Source organism: Vibrio lentus (assembly GCF_030409755.1).
GTDB lineage: Bacteria > Pseudomonadota > Gammaproteobacteria > Enterobacterales > Vibrionaceae > Vibrio > Vibrio lentus.
In genome coordinates this window covers 276,580-295,371 of record NZ_JAUFQE010000002.1, presented here as the reverse complement: position 1 = coordinate 295,371, position 18,792 = coordinate 276,580, and the positions used below count along the sequence as shown (strand labels likewise).

18 protein-coding genes are annotated in these 18,792 nt (G+C 45.9%); all 18 read right to left on the bottom strand.

Annotated elements, in window-relative coordinates; translation table 11 throughout:
* Positions 1-5: 5 nt before the first annotated feature.
* The 18 genes from fliP to fliD all read right to left on the bottom strand — a co-directional run bounded on the left by fliP (position 6) and on the right by fliD (position 18,788).
* Positions 6-935 carry a flagellar type III secretion system pore protein FliP gene (gene fliP / locus QWZ07_RS09755; protein WP_170960632.1) on the bottom strand — a complete coding sequence of 310 codons (930 nt, stop codon included), beginning with the start codon at positions 933-935 and terminating at the stop codon, positions 6-8.
* Entirely contained in the window at positions 922-1,383 is a 462-nt protein-coding gene (gene fliO, locus QWZ07_RS09750; protein ID WP_102518138.1) for a flagellar biosynthetic protein FliO, read from the bottom strand. Before fliO ends, fliP begins: the two co-directional genes overlap by 14 nt.
* Positions 1,383-1,793, bottom strand: a complete 411-nt coding sequence (gene fliN, locus QWZ07_RS09745; RefSeq protein ID WP_004739851.1) for a flagellar motor switch protein FliN — start codon at positions 1,791-1,793, stop codon at positions 1,383-1,385. Before fliN ends, fliO begins: the two co-directional genes overlap by 1 nt.
* A gap of 27 nt (positions 1,794-1,820) precedes the next feature.
* Positions 1,821-2,864 (bottom strand): flagellar motor switch protein FliM, encoded by a 1,044-nt coding sequence (gene fliM, locus QWZ07_RS09740; RefSeq protein ID WP_017110130.1) that lies wholly within the window; start codon positions 2,862-2,864, stop codon positions 1,821-1,823.
* 7 nt (positions 2,865-2,871) lie between these two features.
* The gene (gene fliL, locus QWZ07_RS09735) at positions 2,872-3,360 is read right to left on the bottom strand and encodes a flagellar basal body-associated protein FliL (protein ID WP_065104900.1); all 489 of its coding nucleotides are present in this window, start codon (positions 3,358-3,360) and stop codon (positions 2,872-2,874) included.
* A gap of 53 nt (positions 3,361-3,413) precedes the next feature.
* Positions 3,414-5,534 carry a flagellar hook-length control protein FliK gene (locus tag QWZ07_RS09730; protein WP_192853200.1) on the bottom strand — a complete coding sequence of 707 codons (2,121 nt, stop codon included), beginning with the start codon at positions 5,532-5,534 and terminating at the stop codon, positions 3,414-3,416.
* Between the two features lie 182 nt (positions 5,535-5,716).
* Positions 5,717-6,154 carry a flagellar export protein FliJ gene (gene fliJ, locus QWZ07_RS09725; RefSeq protein ID WP_192853199.1) on the bottom strand — a complete coding sequence of 146 codons (438 nt, stop codon included), beginning with the start codon at positions 6,152-6,154 and terminating at the stop codon, positions 5,717-5,719.
* A gap of 22 nt (positions 6,155-6,176) precedes the next feature.
* The gene (fliI, locus tag QWZ07_RS09720; RefSeq protein ID WP_017073202.1) at positions 6,177-7,496 is read right to left on the bottom strand and encodes a flagellar protein export ATPase FliI; all 1,320 of its coding nucleotides are present in this window, start codon (positions 7,494-7,496) and stop codon (positions 6,177-6,179) included.
* Complete coding sequence (gene fliH / locus QWZ07_RS09715) at positions 7,496-8,296, bottom strand: flagellar assembly protein FliH (RefSeq protein ID WP_192853198.1); 801 nt, start codon at positions 8,294-8,296, stop codon at positions 7,496-7,498. The genes fliI and fliH overlap by 1 nt, the downstream gene beginning before the upstream one ends.
* 123 nt (positions 8,297-8,419) lie before the next feature.
* A complete protein-coding gene (gene fliG / locus QWZ07_RS09710) occupies positions 8,420-9,481 on the bottom strand; it encodes a flagellar motor switch protein FliG (protein WP_017104826.1) in 1,062 nt (353 codons plus the stop codon).
* A complete protein-coding gene (gene fliF, locus QWZ07_RS09705) occupies positions 9,474-11,216 on the bottom strand; it encodes a flagellar basal-body MS-ring/collar protein FliF (RefSeq protein WP_017104825.1) in 1,743 nt (580 codons plus the stop codon). Before fliF ends, fliG begins: the two co-directional genes overlap by 8 nt.
* Positions 11,217-11,232: 16 nt before the next feature.
* Entirely contained in the window at positions 11,233-11,544 is a 312-nt protein-coding gene (gene fliE, locus QWZ07_RS09700) for a flagellar hook-basal body complex protein FliE (protein ID WP_010439327.1), read from the bottom strand.
* Between the two features lie 132 nt (positions 11,545-11,676).
* Complete coding sequence (locus QWZ07_RS09695; protein ID WP_192853197.1) at positions 11,677-13,086, bottom strand: sigma-54-dependent transcriptional regulator; 1,410 nt, start codon at positions 13,084-13,086, stop codon at positions 11,677-11,679.
* A gap of 30 nt (positions 13,087-13,116) precedes the next feature.
* Positions 13,117-14,151: a sensor histidine kinase gene (locus QWZ07_RS09690; RefSeq protein ID WP_017104823.1), complete on the bottom strand. Its 1,035-nt coding sequence runs from the start codon at positions 14,149-14,151 to the stop codon at positions 13,117-13,119.
* Between the two features lie 185 nt (positions 14,152-14,336).
* The gene (locus QWZ07_RS09685; protein ID WP_102308178.1) at positions 14,337-15,803 is read right to left on the bottom strand and encodes a sigma-54 dependent transcriptional regulator; all 1,467 of its coding nucleotides are present in this window, start codon (positions 15,801-15,803) and stop codon (positions 14,337-14,339) included.
* A gap of 228 nt (positions 15,804-16,031) precedes the next feature.
* Complete coding sequence (gene fliS, locus QWZ07_RS09680) at positions 16,032-16,442, bottom strand: flagellar export chaperone FliS (protein WP_017104821.1); 411 nt, start codon at positions 16,440-16,442, stop codon at positions 16,032-16,034.
* Between the two features lie 12 nt (positions 16,443-16,454).
* Complete coding sequence (gene fliT / locus QWZ07_RS09675; RefSeq protein ID WP_017104820.1) at positions 16,455-16,760, bottom strand: flagellar protein FliT; 306 nt, start codon at positions 16,758-16,760, stop codon at positions 16,455-16,457.
* A gap of 3 nt (positions 16,761-16,763) precedes the next feature.
* A complete protein-coding gene (fliD, locus tag QWZ07_RS09670; RefSeq protein ID WP_192853196.1) occupies positions 16,764-18,788 on the bottom strand; it encodes a flagellar filament capping protein FliD in 2,025 nt (674 codons plus the stop codon).
* Between the last annotated feature and the right edge of the window lie 4 nt (positions 18,789-18,792).

Genomic DNA, 18,792 nt, shown 5'->3' with positions numbered 1-18,792 from the left:
CCCAGCTACAAGGCAAAACTGCCGGCGAGTGTGGAGAGTATCAAGTTCCAACCATCAACAAGGACAAACAGCATCAATTTAAATGGCAAGGATACAATCATCGGTGACAACATCATCATACCCATGGCCATCAACACCGAGGCAACGACCAAATCAATAATTAGGAACGGCAAGAACAACATAAAGCCGATTTGGAATGCTGTTTTTAGCTCTGACGTGATAAATGCTGGAATCAGAACCGCCATCGAAACATCTTCAGGGTTGGTCACTTCCGCGCCCGAGATCTCAACAAAGGTTTCCAAATCTTTGATTCGAGTCTGCTTGAGCATGAAGGATTTAATCGGACCTTGGGCGACATCGAATGCCTGTCGTGCCGATATCTGTTCATTCAGATAAGGTTGAACCGCTTGCTCATTGACCTGATTGATCACCGGAGACATGATGAAGAAGGTCAAAAATATCGCGATACCAATGATGACTTGGTTTGAAGGTGTTTGTTGCAAACCCATCGCCTGACGCAAGATAGACATCACCACTACAATACGGGTGAACGACGTCATCAAAATCACCATCGCTGGCAAGAAGCCAAGCATGGTCATCAAGGCTAAGATTTGTAAATTAATCGAGTAGTCTTCACCACCGTTGGCATTGGTTGTCATGGTAAAGGCAGGAATACCGCCACCATTTCCCGTTAGACTGCCCGTGGTCATGGTTTGCGATTTAGCTTGGTCTTGCTCCATCGTACTGATGGTGACCGACTCTGAACCAGCCGTATTCGCTGGAATCACGGTGCCATCTTCAGCTTGTGCAAATACCGACATGCTGAAGACTAGAGAGCAGAGGAGAATGAGCGGAACTAACCACACTTTCACCATTCGGAAAACTCCGCTTTGGCAAAAGTAAGATGAGTTCAAAAGTCCGTTACTTGTTTGCATCTTTTTTTATTAGCTGGGAAAGCTGACTTGAGAATGTGCTTTTTTCCAGCATCTCCTGAGTAAGAGGTTTATCAAGCTTAGAGATCAGTTGAATCGATTGGGTAGTGATACCCACTAGATACTGATCCTCACCCGCTTGAACGATAGCAATACGTTCTTTTGTCCCAACCGCTATCTGTCTCACAATGGACAACCCTTGTTGGTTAGACATTGTTGGCACTTGCATTCTCTTAAGCAGCCAAGCGATAAACAAGATGAAGGCTATAACGAAAATTAGCGACCCAAAAGTGGTCGCTAAATCGAGAGAAGGCGGCGCTGCAGCAAAGGCAATCGAAGGCATAGAAAACAAGCCTATGCCTAGTATTCCACGAAGCAAACCCGTCATCCCGCGAGATAAATGGGTCACTTCGCGAGACAAGCCCACTAGCCTTTGAGACGAAAGGCTCATTAACGTAGCTTCTTAATACGTTCGGTTTGGCTAATCACGTCAGTCAAACGGATACCAAACTTGTCATTCACGACAACCACTTCGCCGTGAGCGATCAAAGTGCCGTTAACCATTACATCAAGTGATTCACCAGCAATTCTATCTAACTCAACAACCGAACCTTGGTTCAATTGAAGTAAGTTACGGATACTGATCTGAGAGCGACCCACTTCCATTGAAATGGTCACTGGGATATCCATGATGGTATCCAGTTTACGACGCTCATCTTCAGAAATCGGCGACGACGAATCCGTTAGCTCATCCAGTGGCGCCGCGAGAACATCATCAACATCAATTGACGGTGCTGAAGGATCTTCACCAAGTGCTGCAGCCCATTCGTCTGCTAGCTTTTGATCTTCACTAGGTTCCATTACCAATTCCTATACATTTATATTTTGCTAATCGTTATCATCGCTGTTTTCTAGTTCAGACATCAAGTCTTTACCTAGGAAAGCGAGATCGGTTTTAACCACGTGCGGTCTTTGAATTTTTTCAGAAATCTGTACGGCCAGCTTTTCACCTGAACGGCCCATTTTCACACGGTAGGTTGGTAGTTCTTCAACAAACATCGTCGCATGTTCTGGCATATTCATCGGGATAACATCCCCAGGACGAAGTTCCATCAAATCACGCAAAGAGATATCTTGCTCGAGCAAATTGACACGGAAGTTGACTGGCACATCCATGATTTCATCACGCAGCGCCGAACTCCAACGAACGTCGGTTTCCATCTTGTCTGATTGCACACCCGCATCCAGCAATTCACGAATCGGCTCTACCATGGAGTAAGGCATAACCACGTGGAAATCACCGCCGCCGCCATCAACCTCAATATGGAACGAACTCACCACAATCACTTCTGTTGGGCTGACGATATTGGCCATACTTGGGTTCACCTCTGAATCCAAGTATTCAAACTCAACGCCCATCACGGGAGACCAAGCTTCTTTGTAGTCTTCGAATACAATTTTAAGCAGTAGCTGGATGATTCGTCTTTCAGTTGGCGTAAATTCACGACCTTCAATCTTGGCGTGGAAGCGTCCATCACCACCAAAGAAGTTCTCTACCAAGATGAAAACAAGACGAGCTTCCATGGTGATTAGCGCCGTGCCTTTTAGCGGTCGGAAGCGCACCATGTTTAAACTGGTGGGTACATACAATGTGTTTTGGTACTCACCAAATTTCATCATTTGTACGCCGTTGATCGACACTTCAGCCGTTTTTCGCAACATATTAAACAAACTGATCCGCATATGACGTGCGAAACGCTCATTGATAAGTTCAAGGGTCGGCATTCGACCACGAACGATTCGGTCTTGAGATGAGAAGTCGAAATTAACCGCATTCTCGTTTTCGGACTCTAAGACATCTTCAACTTCTTCAACATCGTCGACACCATGTAATAGCGCATCAATTTCGTCTTGGCTTAATAAATCGGTCACAAATTACCTATTGAATTACGAAGTCAGTGAATAACACTTTTTCAATAACAGGCTGACCCACTGCTTGAGCCAGACTTGCTTTAATATCTTCTGTCGCCTTGTCACGAAGTTCTACTCGCCCTATCGGAGAGCGCAATTGGTCTACCGTTGCAGAGGCAAAGGTCGCCAATAACGTACTTTCAACGAGTGGAGAGTGGTATCGAGCAAGGTCTTCATTCTTGCTGCCTCGTACCATAAGCTGCGCTTTGATCTGTACCAGACGATCTTTTTTGTCACCGGTGACATTGAACAAAAAAGGTTGTGGAATATTAACATACATCACAGGTTCAACCGCGACTACAGCAGTAGCAGACTGAGATTTCGATTCAGAGGCATCGTCACTAGAGCCCATAAAAAAGAACACAGCAGCACCGATAGCAAGCAGTAAAACAACGACAGCAATTATAATTATAAGTAGCTTACTTTTCTTTTGACCAGGGGCTTGTTCTGCAAACATATTCTTCTCTAACTTCCTGTTATTTCCACGGACTAACGGATCTAAACCTGATACTAGGCATAATAACTAATTCCATCACGCTTTGATGCGACATTCAATTCAAGATTGCTGCCGTTATCAAGGTTTTCATCACCTTGCCCATCATTTGTGCGGTTAGAGCCTGATTGTTGTTCACCATTGTTATAGCTATCTTGGCTCTGACCCGAATTCTGTTGTTGGACGGACGAATCGGCCAGTTGCATACCTTGTTGAGCAAGCATCTCTCTCAAGCGTGGCAAAGTCTGCTCAATCACATCTCGGGCTTGTTGATTGCTCACCGTAAAGTGCACGTTCGCCACATCATTATTCATGGTCATGCGAATTTTCATCTGACCCAACTCTGGTGGGTCGAGGCGGATATCCAAGTTCTTAAGGTTCTTAGACATCATCATTTGTACTTTTTCTGCCACTTGCTCATTGGCCAGTTCTTTAGTGAGCTGCAAAGGAGCTTGTTGAGCCGCTTGAATCTCAGCGCGTGTGGGAGCCGAACCTGTCGTTGCAGTACCTTGCACACCAGCGGCAGACGCTATCTGCTGAGCCAATGTCAAATCTTTGGAGTCTTCTTTAGCACCAGCCTTTCCGAGACCAGACAATGCAGCCGTGCCAGCGCCAGCTTTGAGCAACATATCCGTTGCACCCGCTTTAGTCGTTGCTACTGGTGCATTCATTGCCAAGCTTTGCGCCGTTAAACTCGGGTCCAAGGCTGCTTGTTGTGCAGAAGCGGCATTGCCCTGCTGAGCTGCTAACTGTTGCGCTGCAGCCTGTTGAGCCGCGTGCGCATTATTGGCATGTAACATTGTTGCCTTGTCTGCCACAGCATTAGTTGCCGCTTGAGATGACATCTGTGACGTCGCTTGTTGGGCTGCCGTCGCAACAGCCGCTGTCGATGCCACTGCTGCTAACGCTTTGGCTTCAGCCGAATCCGTATTATCCCAATCAATTGCGGCTGTTTGACCTGATGCACCGTTCAAGTCCGGAGCTTGGCTTAACAGAGCGTTTGCTTGCTGTTGAACATTAGTGAGTTGCTGGTTCAATACTTCGAGGTTAGTCGTCGCTTTAGCCAGAGCGGTTTGCTCATCAACCGACAACTTAGCCCCGCTTTGTTGCTTTTGAAGCAGACCATCGACGATTGACTGTTCTGAGTCGATTTGCGCATTCAATTGGTTCAACGCTTTGGTATGAGCGTCAACCTGCTTTGCGAGCTCAATATCTGCTGGCGAGATTGCTTGACCTTGAACAGCCGCAACATCGCTAGCCGCCTTTTTTTGGCTCAGTTCTCGGCTCATACTCGCTTCGATTTGCTCGGGAGTAATGCCTTTGTCCATCAATTGACGGATTTCATCATCTGTCAGTTGAGAAACGCCTTTACCACCGGTAAGCACTGCGATTTCAGAATCGACGTCCAAGCCATTATCTTGATTTGCTACATTAGCTTGTTGTGCCGCCTTGCCCATTTCGCCTGTAGCGAAAGCCCCTGCAACAGAAGCACCCGCGATATGACCTTGAGCTTGCTGAGGCAAGCCTTTGCCGTTCGGTGTTTGATTGAGCGTTTTATTTGCCTCATCCAACTGACCAAGTAACTTGTTACCCTCACTCATCGCAGCATTCGCTTGAGATGCACCTTGAGGTTCTTCCCCTTTGGCTAGTGACTTCTCGGTGAGTGTATTGTCATCGGTTGGATTCGACGAGCTTGTGCCTTTCTGTTGAGGTTCTACCTCAGACGTTCGTTCAGCGGCAATTTTTTCAGTAACTGCTTTTTCATTAAGAACTTTTTCAGCCTCCAACTTTGCAGAAGCTTGCTTGGCTTGAGCTTCACTTGCTGCGTCTTCGCTCTTAGGTTCACTACCATCGCCTTTAGTCACTTCAGAAGATGCTTCATCTTCAGCAGAACTCGATTTAACCGATGCACTCTCATCTCTCGAAGTCAAGGTTTGCTTTCCGTCAGATTTAGAGGCGCTGTCGGCATCTTTAACTGTTGTTTTACTGTCACTTTCTTCAAAGCCTAGCGCTTCTTTAAAAGACTCAAAGAAACCTTTTGAGTCGCCGGTTTCTTCTACCTTTGGAGAGGCAGAACCGGTGTCCAACAATGATGACGTTTTGTTGGTCGCTGAATTTGAGGAAAGACTAACATTCATATATACAAGCTCTATCTACTAGCTTTGCTGCCACAAACTAGGCAACAAAAAGAAAGTCGGGCGTTTTTCATACCTTTGTCGGGCATAACACGCAATTTTATATAAAACGGAGCAAGAAACATGCCTATAAGTTTCGATTTTACAATCTGCCGAACAATACCTGTATCGTTCGTGGCTTAGGATCACATCTTCTTTCGGCCATACATCAGAGTCGAGAACTCATCCATTTGTTTTTGTTCTCTTTGGTCTTGCAGTTTGGCTTTCTCTTTCTGCTTTTTCTCCATCAACCACTCGTAGGATTTACGCTTTTTACGTAATTCCATCCAATAGTCTTGGCAGTTATCGACCTGATTTTTGAAGTGGTGTTCCGCTTCTCTTTGCTTGGAAAGCGTTTCGTCAAGCTGAGTCAGGAAACGATTCAAGTGACCATATTGGCTGGCTGTAAGCCCCGCTTTACCTCGGTCGACCAATTGTTGGCAATAATCCAGTCGGTACTTTTCAATCTGCGAGACCTGATCGTAGTAACCTTGCAACTCAGAATTCGCTTTGTTTAGCGCCAATACGGCTTGGTTCTCTTGGTCTTTCGCTTGATCGAGAAGAAATTCTAACGCGTTATCCATGATTGACCTTATTCAACACAGCTTAGCCGCCTAACACATGCTTCAACATGTTGACGCACATGTCATAGGGAACCGTTTCTTTCATTTTCTGTTGTAAGTACTCGTCCAATCTCGGTTTCAAGGTGAAGGCACTGTCAATCGCAGGATCAGTCCCAGGTTTATAGGCGCCAATCGATACCAAATCTTGGTTCTTACGACAAATAGACAACACTTGGCGCACTGCTTTCGACATCAAAACATGTTCTTCAGTGGTAATTTGAGGCATAACACGACTGACCGACTTCTCTACATCAATCGCAGGATAATGACCCGCATCGGCCATCTCTCGAGACAACACAATATGACCATCCAAAATTGCTCGCGACGCATCGGCAATCGGGTCTTGTAAGTCATCACCTTCGGTTAGAACAGTGAAGAAAGCGGTAATAGAGCCTTGTTCATCATTACCGTTACCCGCTCTTTCCACCAGCGCAGGAAGCTTGGCAAATACAGATGGCGGATATCCTTTAGTAGCAGGGGGCTCACCGACCGACAGAGCGATCTCACGTTGTGCTTGAGCAAAACGGGTTAGTGAATCCATCAACAGCAGAACATCTAAACCTTGGTCTCGGAAATATTCGGCAACGGCTAGTGCGGTTTGGCAACCCTTCAAGCGCATTAATGGTGACGAATCCGCAGGAGCGGCGACAACAACCGAACGTTTACGCCCATCTTCACCAAGAATCTCTTCGATAAATTCTTTTACTTCGCGTCCACGTTCACCAATCAAACCCACTACGACCACTTGCGCCGTTGTGCCTCGAGTCATCATGCCAAGCGTGACCGATTTACCCACACCGGAACCCGCAAACAGACCAATACGTTGACCTTTACCCACCGTGAGCAAGCCATTAATGGCCTTCAAGCCGACATCAAGCGGCTCCGAGATAGGTTTACGAGCTAAAGGGTTGATAGGTTCTGCGTTAAATGAAGCGCGTTGCTCGGTATAGATTGGACCTAATCCATCAAGTGGATTACCCACGCCGTCGATAACACGGCCAAGCAGTTCCATCCCGACAGGAATACCGCTTTCAGAGGTCACTGGCGTAACACGTGCACCCGGTAAGATCCCCGTGATTTGCTCACTCGGCATCAAAAATAGATTATCACCGGAGAAGCCCACCACTTCAGCTTCCATCTGACCAGACATAGTTTCGACCAAGCACAGGCTACCAATCGGAGCTTTACAGCCAGTCGCCTCAAGCGTTAAGCCAACCACACGCACCAACTTACCTGAGGCAATCGGTCGTGATTTCAGCCCTTCGACTTTGTATTGGCTTAGGCGATTCGCGAGTTCAAGCATTACTCATGACCTTGATGACGATTGGCGCCACAGAAGTTTTGAATCACGTTTTTCACGCGATCTTCCATGCGGTAATTAACACTCGACTCACCGGCTTCGATTTGCACATCACCACGGTTGAGTGCAGGCTCTGCTACTAGAGTCCAATTCCGACATTCCAGTTCAGATTCACCATGTGCAGAACGGATAATCGCAACATCTTCAGGGTTAAGTTTTAAAGTAATTGCGTGACCAGAGATCGGCAATGACTCGACCGATTCTTTCACGGTATCTAATATGATTTGCGGGTTGGTTTGAACTTCAACATGAACGACTTCTTTAACCATGGTTAACACCATGTCGACCAACTGCTTCTCTACCTGAGCGTTCATTAACTCTAACGGCTGTGCGAATTGGTTAGCAAGCCCCATGAAAACCGCGACTTGTTGTTGAATATATTCTTGCCCAGCAGTAACACCTTCAAGCTTACCCGATTCATTGCCCTCTGCATGACCAGCAACAAGTCCTTCTTCTTTGCCTTTTTCGTAGCCCTGCTTAAAGCCAGCTTCTTGCCCTTGGTGAAGGCCTTCCTGATAAGCGCCTTGCTTGATCAGTTCGATTTGCTCTTCAGTCAGAACAAGCTCTTCGTCTTCAATGGCTTCTTCAACTGTGGGCATCCAGCTAGGGTCGTAATTAAACGCCGTCTCTTTAGCATTTTTACTCACGTCAGAAGTGTAATCAGGGAGCCCCCATTTTTGAGGCTGGGCAACCGTATTATCTTCATCGGGACGAAGGAAGCCGCGTTTTCTATCACCTGACATATCAGTACCTATCTATGTGTGAGTCAAACTACTATTTAAATTCAGAGAGTTAGACTTAAATAATTGGGATTTCGAGATTGGATAAAGAAAAGCCCCAACATTGTGGGGCTTTGAGATTTCGTATTAGAGGAACTCGTCGGCACCGCCAGATAGCATAATCTCGCCACTGTCTGCCATTTTCCTCGCAATACCCAAGATCTCTTTCTGAGCCGCTTCCACTTCAGAGACTTTCACTGGCGGCATCGCCTCAATATCGTCTCTCATCATATCGGCAGCACGTTTAGACATGTTCTTGAAGATCTTCTCACGTAGACCTTCATCGGCACCCTTAAGTGCTTTCTGAAGAATGTCTTGTGGAACATCACGCAGCAATCGTTGAACGCCTTGGTCATCAACTTCGATAAGGTTTTCAAAGACAAACATAAGATCTTGAATCTGCGTTGCCATGTCTTCGTCTTGGTCACGGATTTGATCCATCAAGACGCCTTCGACGTTGTTATCCATGTAGTTCATGATTTCAGCCGCAGCTTTCAAGCCACCAATTTTGGCTGCTTGAGCACCAGCTTGACCCGCAAACTGTTTCTCCATGATTTCGTTCAGTTCAGCAAGCGCCGAAGGTTGAACTTCTTCAAGGTTAGCAATACGCATCATTAAGTCTAGACGTACACGTTCAGGGAACTGAGATAAGATCTCAGCTGACTGATCGGCTTCTAAGTAAGACAATACAATCGTTTGAATCTGAGGGTGCTCGTTGATGATGATACTTGCCACCTGACGAGGATCCATCCACTTAAGAGAATCCAAGCCTTTAGAGCCAGTGCCCAGAAGAATCTGGTCAACAAGGTTATTCGCTTTATCTTCACCCAGAGCCGCCACCAGTGCGTTACGCATGAAGTCTTCACTGCCCATACCGATGTTGGTGTACTTCTGAATATCATCCAAGAAAGCACGGTGAACTGCGCCGACTTTCTCTTGCGACAAGTCCGTGGCACGTGCCATCGCACTACCTACACGTTGAACCTGCTTAGGCTCTAAGTGACGAATAATACCGGCTGCATCTTCTTCATTGAGACTCAATAACAAGATCGCTGCGCGTTCATCACCCGATATCGAGTCGATGTCCACACTAGCGACATCAAGCACTTCACCGCCTTCAGCTTGTTGTGGAACAATTTCGTTAGCCATCTGCCATCCAATTCTTAACTACTTGAGCTGCTAGCTCTGGTTCATTCGCTACAAGAGCACGTACTGCTTTAAGCACATCTTCGTCTTTATGAAGGTTAGGTAAATCTATACTCGAACCGAATTCGAACAATTCACCACCTTCGATATCGCCACCAATCAGGCTGGTTTCACCATCGGCGCCAATTGGCATACCATCAGGGCCGTACATCTGATCATCATTGTCTGCCGCTGGGTTAAGCAATTTCTTCATTGCTGGGCGAACCAGAACCAACACCACCACAATAATGACCAACGCACTTGCAAACCAACGGATCCAATCGTTAAAGTTTGGATGCTCCCAAATTGGTACATCCGCTACGATATCGGTCACTTGAGGCGCAAATTGCATGCTCAATACATTAAGTAGGTCACCACGAGTTTCATCAAAACCCACAGTACCGATCAATACCTGACGAATCGCATTGATTTCGCTCGCTGGGATTGGCGTGTGAACGACTTCACCGGTATCTGGATTCAACGACTGACGATCTTTGATTGCGACAGAAACCGTTTGGCGATTAACCGTGCCACTTTGCTTACGCTCATGGCTGATGGTGGTATCTAGCTCGAAGTTTCGAGTCGCTTCTTTATGAACCGAACCCTGCCCTGTCAAAGCTCCATCTTTCATCTGAGCAACATCTTGAGGAATAGAAGCATCTGCCGGTGGTTGATTGCTCAAAGCACCTGGGATACCTGCCACGGTATTACCATTGTTGTAATCTTCTAGCGTGTATTCACTTCGTGTTGCTGGTGTGTTCGGGTCAAAACGCTTTCTTGTTTGCTCTACCGCGCTAAAGTCGAGTTGAATATCAACCTGAGCGGTGTAATTACCAAAACCAAGAATAGGGATAAGAATAGAGTCAATTTTTTCACGCAACGCTTGCTCTTGGTTGCGTTCGAGTTCGTGCTCTTTGCGACGAGCTGTGGACATTGGGTCTTGAGAGCCTGAGCTCAGAAGTCGACCGTGCTGATCGGTCACAGTAATGCGCGAGGTCTTCATTCCCGGTACAGCACTGGCTACCATATCAACAACAGAATCCACTTCTTGTTGTTTTAGGTTGGCGCCGGTTTTCACCGTTAGGAATACAGAAGCGGACGCTTCTTGGTTGTGTCGAACAAACACACTTTGCTTTGGCAAGGCCAGTAAAACCTGCGCTTTACGCACCTGTTTCATCTGTTCAATGGCTTTCGCAAGTTGTCTTTCACGACTTAATTTTAAGCGTTCTTGTTCTAAACGTTGCGATACGCCAAAACCCATGTCTTGCATGAGGATGTCGTCACCTGCGTTTCTCTCTTGATTCAATCCCGCTCGTACCATATTAAGCTTCAGTGAATTGTACTCACTGGCCGGTACTGAAATGGTGTTGCCTTCAAGAGAATACTCGATCTTCTGTAGATCTAAGTAATCAAGAACTGGGATCAACTCTTCTGTTTCATACGCCCCTAATGGACGCATTTCTGGCTCTTTAACCCAGAAAAACAGCATCACAATAAGCGCGACACAGATAGAAATCGAAAGGACTAAGACGACCTGACGAAGTAAATCAAGATCACCTACGGCCATGTCGAACTTTGATGAACTGCGTTCACCTAGATCGGGATTTTGCCCTTCTCCGTCTAGCTCTGAACCGGCAATAAGTGCGTGGTCGTTGCTATCGCTTACGGCTAAATCTGTTGTTTGACTATTTTCTGCCACTATTCAACTACCTAACTTATACCGGCATATTCATAAGCTCTTTGTACGACTCGACCAATTTATTTCTAATTTGGATCGTCGCCTCAAAGGCCACACTAGATTTATTCCGAGCGATCATCACATCGGATAGAGATACACTCTGGTCACCGCTATCAAAGCGAGCTTGAAGATCGCCAGAGGTCTTTTGTAGTGAGTTCACGTTATTGATGGCTTGCGTCAACATATTGCCAAAGTCTGCACCAACCGCTTGCCCCGTTGCAGCGGGACGCGCGCTAGCAGCTTCAACCATCATTGCCTGCATTTCGCCTTGTAAACCATCTATTCTCATCTACTACCTCAGGAGTCAAAATTATGACCATCTATTTAGCTGTATTATTGACAGAGCAATTAGCGTGCCACACATTAATTTGACTAGACATCGTACTACAGCAGTCAGAAATCTGGCACCACTAATCTAGCCTCAGTTTGGGATATCTATTCCAGCATCACGCATTTTTGCCAACTTATAACGCAGCGTACGTGGACTAATTCCCAATTTTTCGGCCATCTCTTTACGGCGGCCATTACAAGCAATCAATGTTTCAAGAATAATCGCATACTCTTGATCTCGAAGCTCATTTCCAAGCCCTTCGCTGCCTGCCACAACTTTATTGATAGGATTCGCTTCAGCAATCGGCTTAATTTCTGGCGCTGCAACACCATTACCTTCAACAATTTGTTGTAGGCCACTTGCGTCTTGCCAATCAACACCTTCAAGTAAGATGTGTTCACCTGAAATATTTTCTTGCTCACTCAGAATTAGCGCGCGCTGCACGACATTATCGAGTTCACGTACATTCCCTGGCCACGGATAATTGACGAGTTTACTGATCGCTTGCTCGGAAAGAGTAGGAACAGGCATACCGAGTTTGGTGCAATGACGTTCAACCAAATGCTTTGCAAGCGGCTCAATATCGCCTTTACGTTCACACAGGGCTGGCCAAGTAATTGGGAATACGTTCAATCGGTAGTATAAATCTTCACGGAAATTCCCTTCAGACACATACTGCTTAAGGTCGCGGTTACTGGTTGCCAAAACACGGACGTCCAGTTTGATGCTCTTACGACTACCAAGACGTTCAACTTCGCGCTCTTGCAACACTCGCAGCAGTTTCGCTTGTAGGCTAAGATCCATTTCACTGATCTCATCCAACAAAATAGTACCGCCCTGCGCTTGTTCAAATTTACCTGGGCAAGCTTGAATAGCGCCAGTAAATGCGCCTTTGTCGTAGCCAAACAGTGTCGCTTCCAACATATTATCTGGAATCGCGGCACAGTTAATCGCAACAAACGGACCATCTTTACGGCTCGAAGCGTTGTGAATATAGCGAGACATCACCTCTTTACCAGAACCACTTGGCCCTAGCACCATCACGTTGGCATCGGTTTTAGCCACCTTGTCGGCCAACATCATTAGCTTGATGCTTTTCTCATCGGCAACAATGGCATCGCCATTATCGTCCGATTTTACGGGAGCGTAACGGCTCACCATATTAAGCAGAACTTCAGGCGCAAATGGCTTTGCCATGTAATCAATAGCGCCTTCTTTCATTGCCGCTACCGCGTCTTCAATGTTGGCGTAAGCCGTCATCAATAAGACCGGAAGATTTGGCCAATGCTGCTTGATGTTTCTTAGCAATGCTAAGCCGCCCATACCTGCCATCTGTACATCAGAGACAACGATATCAACGGAGTTCGATTTCAATTTTACCAGAGCATCTTCCGCACAATCCGCTTCTAGCCATTCATAGCCAGCAAGTGCGAGTGTATCGACAAGGGCTTCGCGTAGACCTTCATCATCTTCGACGATTAACACTTTGCTTTGAGCCATAGGATTCTCCAGTGTAAATTCAGTTAAAACTTATTCATTTTCAGAAGAAGTGCTTCTCTCTAACGGCAAGCACATTGTAAAGCATGCGCCGTCCCCTTCTTCTGATATTAATTCCAATCGGCCTTCATGTGCTCGACAGACCATTTGCACAACCGCTAACCCCAAACCGGTACCTTGCGAACGAGTGGTAAAGAAGGGTTCCATAATTTTACCTTGAAGCTCTTTCGGTACGCCGGGGCCACTGTCTTGTACTGATATCTTAAGTTCGCCGTTTACGGGCCTAAAGAACACATCAATCTGCGATTCCTTGCCAGCAATTTGCACTGCGTTCAAAACTAGGTTGCTCAGAGCAGACGCAATAGCATTAGCGTTGCCAAACATCTGAGTCTCTTCGCCTTCCACTTCCTGACAATAATCAATCTGGTTCGATTTTAATGCCGCTTCCACCATTGGGTGAAATTCAGTGATCAGTTCAGCGACGGTAAACGGCTTCACAACCTTGTTGTCGCCACCTTTGGCAAACAACAACATGTCATTCACTTGCTTCTCTAAGTCATGCAATCTATCCATAAGCTTAGATTGAAAACGTGTCTTTGTAGCCGGAGGTAAGTTGGGCGCGGCAAGATTCGACGCGTATAGCATCGCGCTTGAAAGCGGAGTTCGTACCTGATGCGCCAATGAGGCAACCATTCTGCCTAACGACGACAAACGCTGAAGATCACTCACGCGAGACTGTAGAAGACGAGTTTCTGTCAGGTCGGTAATCAAAATAAGCTGACCCGTGGTAGACGCTGAGATCGCTAAGCGAACCTTACGTCCGTTCTTTAATGAAATCTCATGTCCATCATCGTCTTTAGGGTCAAAGGCACTTTGAATCACCGAAAACCACTTCTCACCCACTAACTCAACACCAAGAATACGGTGCGCTTCTGGGTTCGCTTCTCTTACTTCCCCATGAGTATCTAACAAGATGACACCTGCTGGCATCACATCAAGCACTTGCTTATAGCGCTCAACCTGCTGTTCAACTGAATCTAGGTGTGATTGATTTTCTGATTCGTGCATGTCAAAAATTTGCCTCAAATACTAAAACAGCCTGACACGTAAAACACGCGTCAGGCTATTTGCTATATTTATCACATAGTTAAGCAAGCAACAACTCGACTATGTCCTTTCTACTGTCTCAATCAAAACGAGGTTTTAACTCAACACCCGTCTTAACTTGATACCGCTGAGAGCGAATCTGAGCTCTATCGCTGTAGATTATATTTACGCATTTTTTCAACCAGAGTCGTTCTGCGCATTCCAAGCATGTCAGCAGCACGAGCAACAATTCCACCCTGAGCTTCCAAAGCTTGATTGATCATGTTCACTTCCATATCAGCGAGAAGCTCTTTCAAATTTACACCTTCAGGAGGCAACTCTTGAGGTGCATTGGCGTTATCAGCGAGATCGTCTTGTTGGTCAAAGCTGAAATCCTCTGAGAACAAGTCAGCCAGAGCATCACGTTCTTGCTCTTCCTCTGATACAAAGCTATTAAACTCTGGTTGGAACTCAGGAATATCACTGTATCGATATTTAGTGGGCAGGTGATTGACGTCTACCAAACTGTTCGGGTAGAGGATAACCATACGCTCAACTAAGTTTGCTAGTTCACGAACGTTTCCTGGCCAGTAATGCTCCATCATAGAGTTAATCGCTCGAGCAGTGAAACAGATAGGCATGCTGCCTTCCGCTTCCATTCGAGTCATCAGCTCTTGAAGCAGCAATGGAATGTCTTCTTTGCGATCTTGAAGCGCAGGCATTTCGATCGGGAAGACATTCAAGCGATAGTAAAGATCTTCACGGAACGAGTCATCGTCGATCATGTCTTCAAGGTTGCGGTGTGTTGCCGCAATCACGCGAACGTCAGCTTGAATCGTGTTGTTACCACCAACGCGTTCAAAGCATCGCTCTTGTAACACGCGCAGCAGTTTAACCTGCATCGCCATTGGCATATCGCCGATTTCATCAAGAAATAGCGTGCCACCTTCAGCTAACTCAAAGCGCCCTTTACGTGCGGTAATCGCTCCGGTAAACGCACCTTTCTCATGACCAAATAGCTCACTTTCCAATAAGTCTGGCGGAATAGCGCCACAGTTCACTGGCACGAAAGGCCCAGAGCGACGCTTAGAATGATAATGAATGTTTCGAGCAACCACTTCTTTACCTGTACCCGATTCACCAAGAATCAGTACATTCGCGTCAGTTGAAGAAACTTGTTCAATTAAGTGGCGAACTTCTTGAATACCAGCACTTTGCCCAACGAGGCTACGAAACAGTGTGTTATCACGTGCAGAAGAAACAACTTGGACACCTTTACGACCTAAGAAGTCTTTACAGTGTCTCAATGCATCACTTAATTGAGGGTAATTAAGAGGTAGCTCTAATTCACCAACATAGTTGGTGAGTTCATCGACCGAATGATTATGCTTGCCAATAACAAGCAATGGGATGTGATTTGCGTGAACGAGCTTTTCATTGAGTAAAGCGTTGAAGCCTTTACCTTTAATTGAGCCAATAATGCAGCCTGACCACTGTAGTGACCAATCCACTTTACGTGCTTGTTCCGAGCTGATTACTTCGCAGCTCTCTCCTACAAACTCTAATATTGTGCTTAAATTGTGACGATCTTGAGAATTATCATCGACGACAAGCAGTTTTGCCAAACCATGCATAAGTAGGAATTATTGCCTTTATTTTGGTGCGATGCGGAAAAACGGTGAGCAACGTAATCTATAAAACAGAAGAATATATCAATGATTATGTTTTACGTGGACAAATTAAGGAAATCAGCAACGAAAAAAGCCATTAGGCTATCTAATGGCTTCTATTTTATTTGATTAAAAAAATAAGGCAACCAACCAATTAACGTAAGTGTCGCTAGTTGGAAGGATAGTTTTTCTTTAAATACCTACGTCAGCAGACGTCAAGTTGTGATATTCGTTCGGAATTTGGTCCCAAGCGCTCTTAATTTCGCGGATAATATCGATAACATCATCAATTGGCTGTGGATCATTTTTGTGATTTGCCGCAGAAATTTGCGTGATCATGAACTCATAAAGTTGATCTAGGTTTTTCGCAATATCGCCACCATCGGCCATAGAAAGGCAACTACGTAGGCTAATAATGATATCTAGAGCCTTACCAAGACGCTCACCTTTCACTGGAATGTTGCCCGCTTGCATTGCCGCTTTACCTTGAATCAAGCGTTCAATAGCACCCGCCATCAACATTTGTACAATCTTATGGGGTGAGGCAGCTGTTAGCTGACTATCCACTGATACCTTTTTATATGCCTGTAAAGAACCGCGCATAGTAAACCTCTTCTATAAAAACTTTTTGTATTGTTGAACTGATTTAGCGCCGTGACGGTATTTGTGTAGGTTCTTACCTACTCGAGTCGTCTCAGACTGCATCAATTCGACCAATTTTCTGGTTCTGGTAATAGCTTCAAACCATTCAGAACTTTGCTTAACGTCGGGGTGTGAGTCGATGAATTGAAGCACGTTTTGCAATAACTGTTCTCTGTTATCGACAAGCTGCGTTATTTCTTCAGCATTAATTTCACTAAACTCGAGCTTAGAGATAATTAATTGATCCAGTTCACAAAGCTCTTGAAGCTGGGTATTCATCGATTAACCCAACGCATTCATCATACTGCCCAATTGAGACTGCATTTTGCTGGTCGCATCTTGCATAGCCGTAAACTTAGAGTGTGTCCGGTTTTGTAGGCTATCCATGCGACGGTCCAATGCACTTTGATCATCAACTAAGCGATAATTCTGTTCGACCAGACTCTTTTCTCGTGTACGAATAGAGCCCGTAATACCGGTGATGCCTTGAATTGCATCTTCTACTTTTTTGGCGAAACCATTGTTACCGCCAAAGAACTCACCCAACTTATCGAAGTTGTTGTTGAGTTGACGGTCAAGCATGTCGTAGTTGATCTCTAGCGAGCCTTGTCTAGTTGTCGTGATACCAAACTCAGTCAATGATTTAAGGTTATCTGGCGCACCCTCAATGCTCGACGAGAAGACGCCTTTTAGCCTTGAGTCGGCATTACGTACCGTACTGTCACCAGAAAGTGGGCCTTTTTGGCCTGTTGTTGGGTCGACACCCGCCAAGTCTTTAGACACTTGATAAAACTGGTTGTAAGAACTCACAAAGGATTCGATATCTTGGCGAACACTATTGCGGTCGTACTCAACACCGATTTCTGCCGGTGGCTTATCTTTCGGTGTTTTTCCTTTAACCGTAATATCGATACCTTCAACGGCATCTTCAATCACATTATTATTGCTAGAAAGCTGAGCAACGCCGTCCAAAACCACCATGGAATCTTGGCCAGCTTGAACTTCCGTCATGCCGCTATAGGTATCAAATGATTGCTGCGCTTGAGCAAGGTCGGCTTGTACTTTGTCGACTTTTTCCAATTGCTCACGCTCTTCTGGCGATAGCTTAGAGCGTTCTATGTTTTTAGCTTGTTCAGCGGTTAATTCGCCCTTTTCTACTTTTTCAGCCAGCTCAGTTTTTTCTTGAGCGATTTTCTCTTCAATACGCGCTTGTTCGGCTTCGAGTTTCTGCTGTGCTTCTTTTGGCGTGACGTATGAATCGGTCAAGGTACCTGATGCTGCATTTGACCAACCCGGAACATCGGGTGCTTTCTCAATTGCTTTTTCATCAAGCTCAAGTTCAGGTGAGTAATAGGAGTCTAGGAGCGTACCAGAGGCCGTCTCACTCCAACCTGGAATATTGTCTTCAGGCATGACCGACTTTGCAGCCTGGGCTGCGTCTAGGGCTGCCTGGCCGTCAGCTGCGGCTTGTTCGCCGTAGCTCAGGCTTTGAGAGCCTTCATCGGCTGCTGTGGAATCTGTTTGGGTTGCCTGAATGATATTTCCGTTTTCATCGAGTGTTTCACTCACATTAGGATCATCGTTAGCGATCGCGTCATCGATGAGTTCGACAGCTTTGCCTGCCGGTGTTAGAGCTAGGAGTTCTTGAGCAGCAAGGCGAGCTTTCTCTAACGATTCAACACGCTCTTCAAGCGTTCTATATTCGAGCTTTTTTAAGGGATTTGCAGAGTCGGAATCGACATTGATATTGATTTGTTGGTCAGAACCAGACTGATTGGAAGCAACGATAAGTCGCGGGCCTTCAACATCATTGATGATAGAAGCACGAACGCCTGGGTTTTTATCTGCGCCGTTAATTCCGCGAACAACCTCGATCAGTTTCGATCTATCGCTAACTTGTACGTCAAAGCTCTTGTCACCTAATGAAATCTGCAGCTTGCCTGGACCAAATTTCATGTCTTCTGACAATACATCAGAAGCCACTTTATGGCTTTGGGCAAGCTGCAACACATCGATGGCATATTTGCCAGCGATCGCTTCGGTAGTCGCTGTTGCAGACACCAGACCTTCATCGGTACTTTCGACTGTTCTCACAGCAAAAGCTTTCTCCTGACGAAAGTTTGTCATCAGGTTTTTCATCGAATCGAGAGATTCTCTGAGTCTTCCATAGGCACTAATGCTGGTATCGATTCGCGTTCGTTCATTGTCGATTCGTTGCTGTTTAGGCACACGCTCAGAATCAACAATTTTGCTGACCATGGAATTGATATCCATGCCAGACGAAATCCCCATTGGGCCAAAACTCATTAAA

Bases quoted from the DNA above. Each gene is read 5' to 3' on its own strand.
- fliP (WP_170960632.1), bottom strand. From the start codon at position 935: ATGCAAACAAGTAACGGACTTTTGAACTCATCTTACTTTTGCCAAAGC.
- fliO (WP_102518138.1), bottom strand. From the start codon at position 1,383: ATGAGCCTTTCGTCTCAAAGGCTAGTGGGCTTGTCTCGCGAAGTGACC.
- fliN (WP_004739851.1), bottom strand. From the start codon at position 1,793: ATGGAACCTAGTGAAGATCAAAAGCTAGCAGACGAATGGGCTGCAGCA.
- fliL (WP_065104900.1), bottom strand. From the start codon at position 3,360: ATGTTTGCAGAACAAGCCCCTGGTCAAAAGAAAAGTAAGCTACTTATA.
- QWZ07_RS09730 (WP_192853200.1), bottom strand. From the start codon at position 5,534: ATGAATGTTAGTCTTTCCTCAAATTCAGCGACCAACAAAACGTCATCA.
- fliJ (WP_192853199.1), bottom strand. From the start codon at position 6,154: ATGGATAACGCGTTAGAATTTCTTCTCGATCAAGCGAAAGACCAAGAG.
- fliI (WP_017073202.1), bottom strand. From the start codon at position 7,496: ATGCTTGAACTCGCGAATCGCCTAAGCCAATACAAAGTCGAAGGGCTG.
- fliH (WP_192853198.1), bottom strand. From the start codon at position 8,296: ATGTCAGGTGATAGAAAACGCGGCTTCCTTCGTCCCGATGAAGATAAT.
- fliG (WP_017104826.1), bottom strand. From the start codon at position 9,481: ATGGCTAACGAAATTGTTCCACAACAAGCTGAAGGCGGTGAAGTGCTT.
- fliE (WP_010439327.1), bottom strand. From the start codon at position 11,544: ATGAGAATAGATGGTTTACAAGGCGAAATGCAGGCAATGATGGTTGAA.
- QWZ07_RS09695 (WP_192853197.1), bottom strand. From the start codon at position 13,086: ATGGCTCAAAGCAAAGTGTTAATCGTCGAAGATGATGAAGGTCTACGC.
- QWZ07_RS09690 (WP_017104823.1), bottom strand. From the start codon at position 14,151: ATGCACGAATCAGAAAATCAATCACACCTAGATTCAGTTGAACAGCAG.
- QWZ07_RS09685 (WP_102308178.1), bottom strand. From the start codon at position 15,803: ATGCATGGTTTGGCAAAACTGCTTGTCGTCGATGATAATTCTCAAGAT.
- fliS (WP_017104821.1), bottom strand. From the start codon at position 16,442: ATGCGCGGTTCTTTACAGGCATATAAAAAGGTATCAGTGGATAGTCAG.
- fliT (WP_017104820.1), bottom strand. From the start codon at position 16,760: ATGAATACCCAGCTTCAAGAGCTTTGTGAACTGGATCAATTAATTATC.
- fliD (WP_192853196.1), bottom strand. From the start codon at position 18,788: ATGAGTTTTGGCCCAATGGGGATTTCGTCTGGCATGGATATCAATTCC.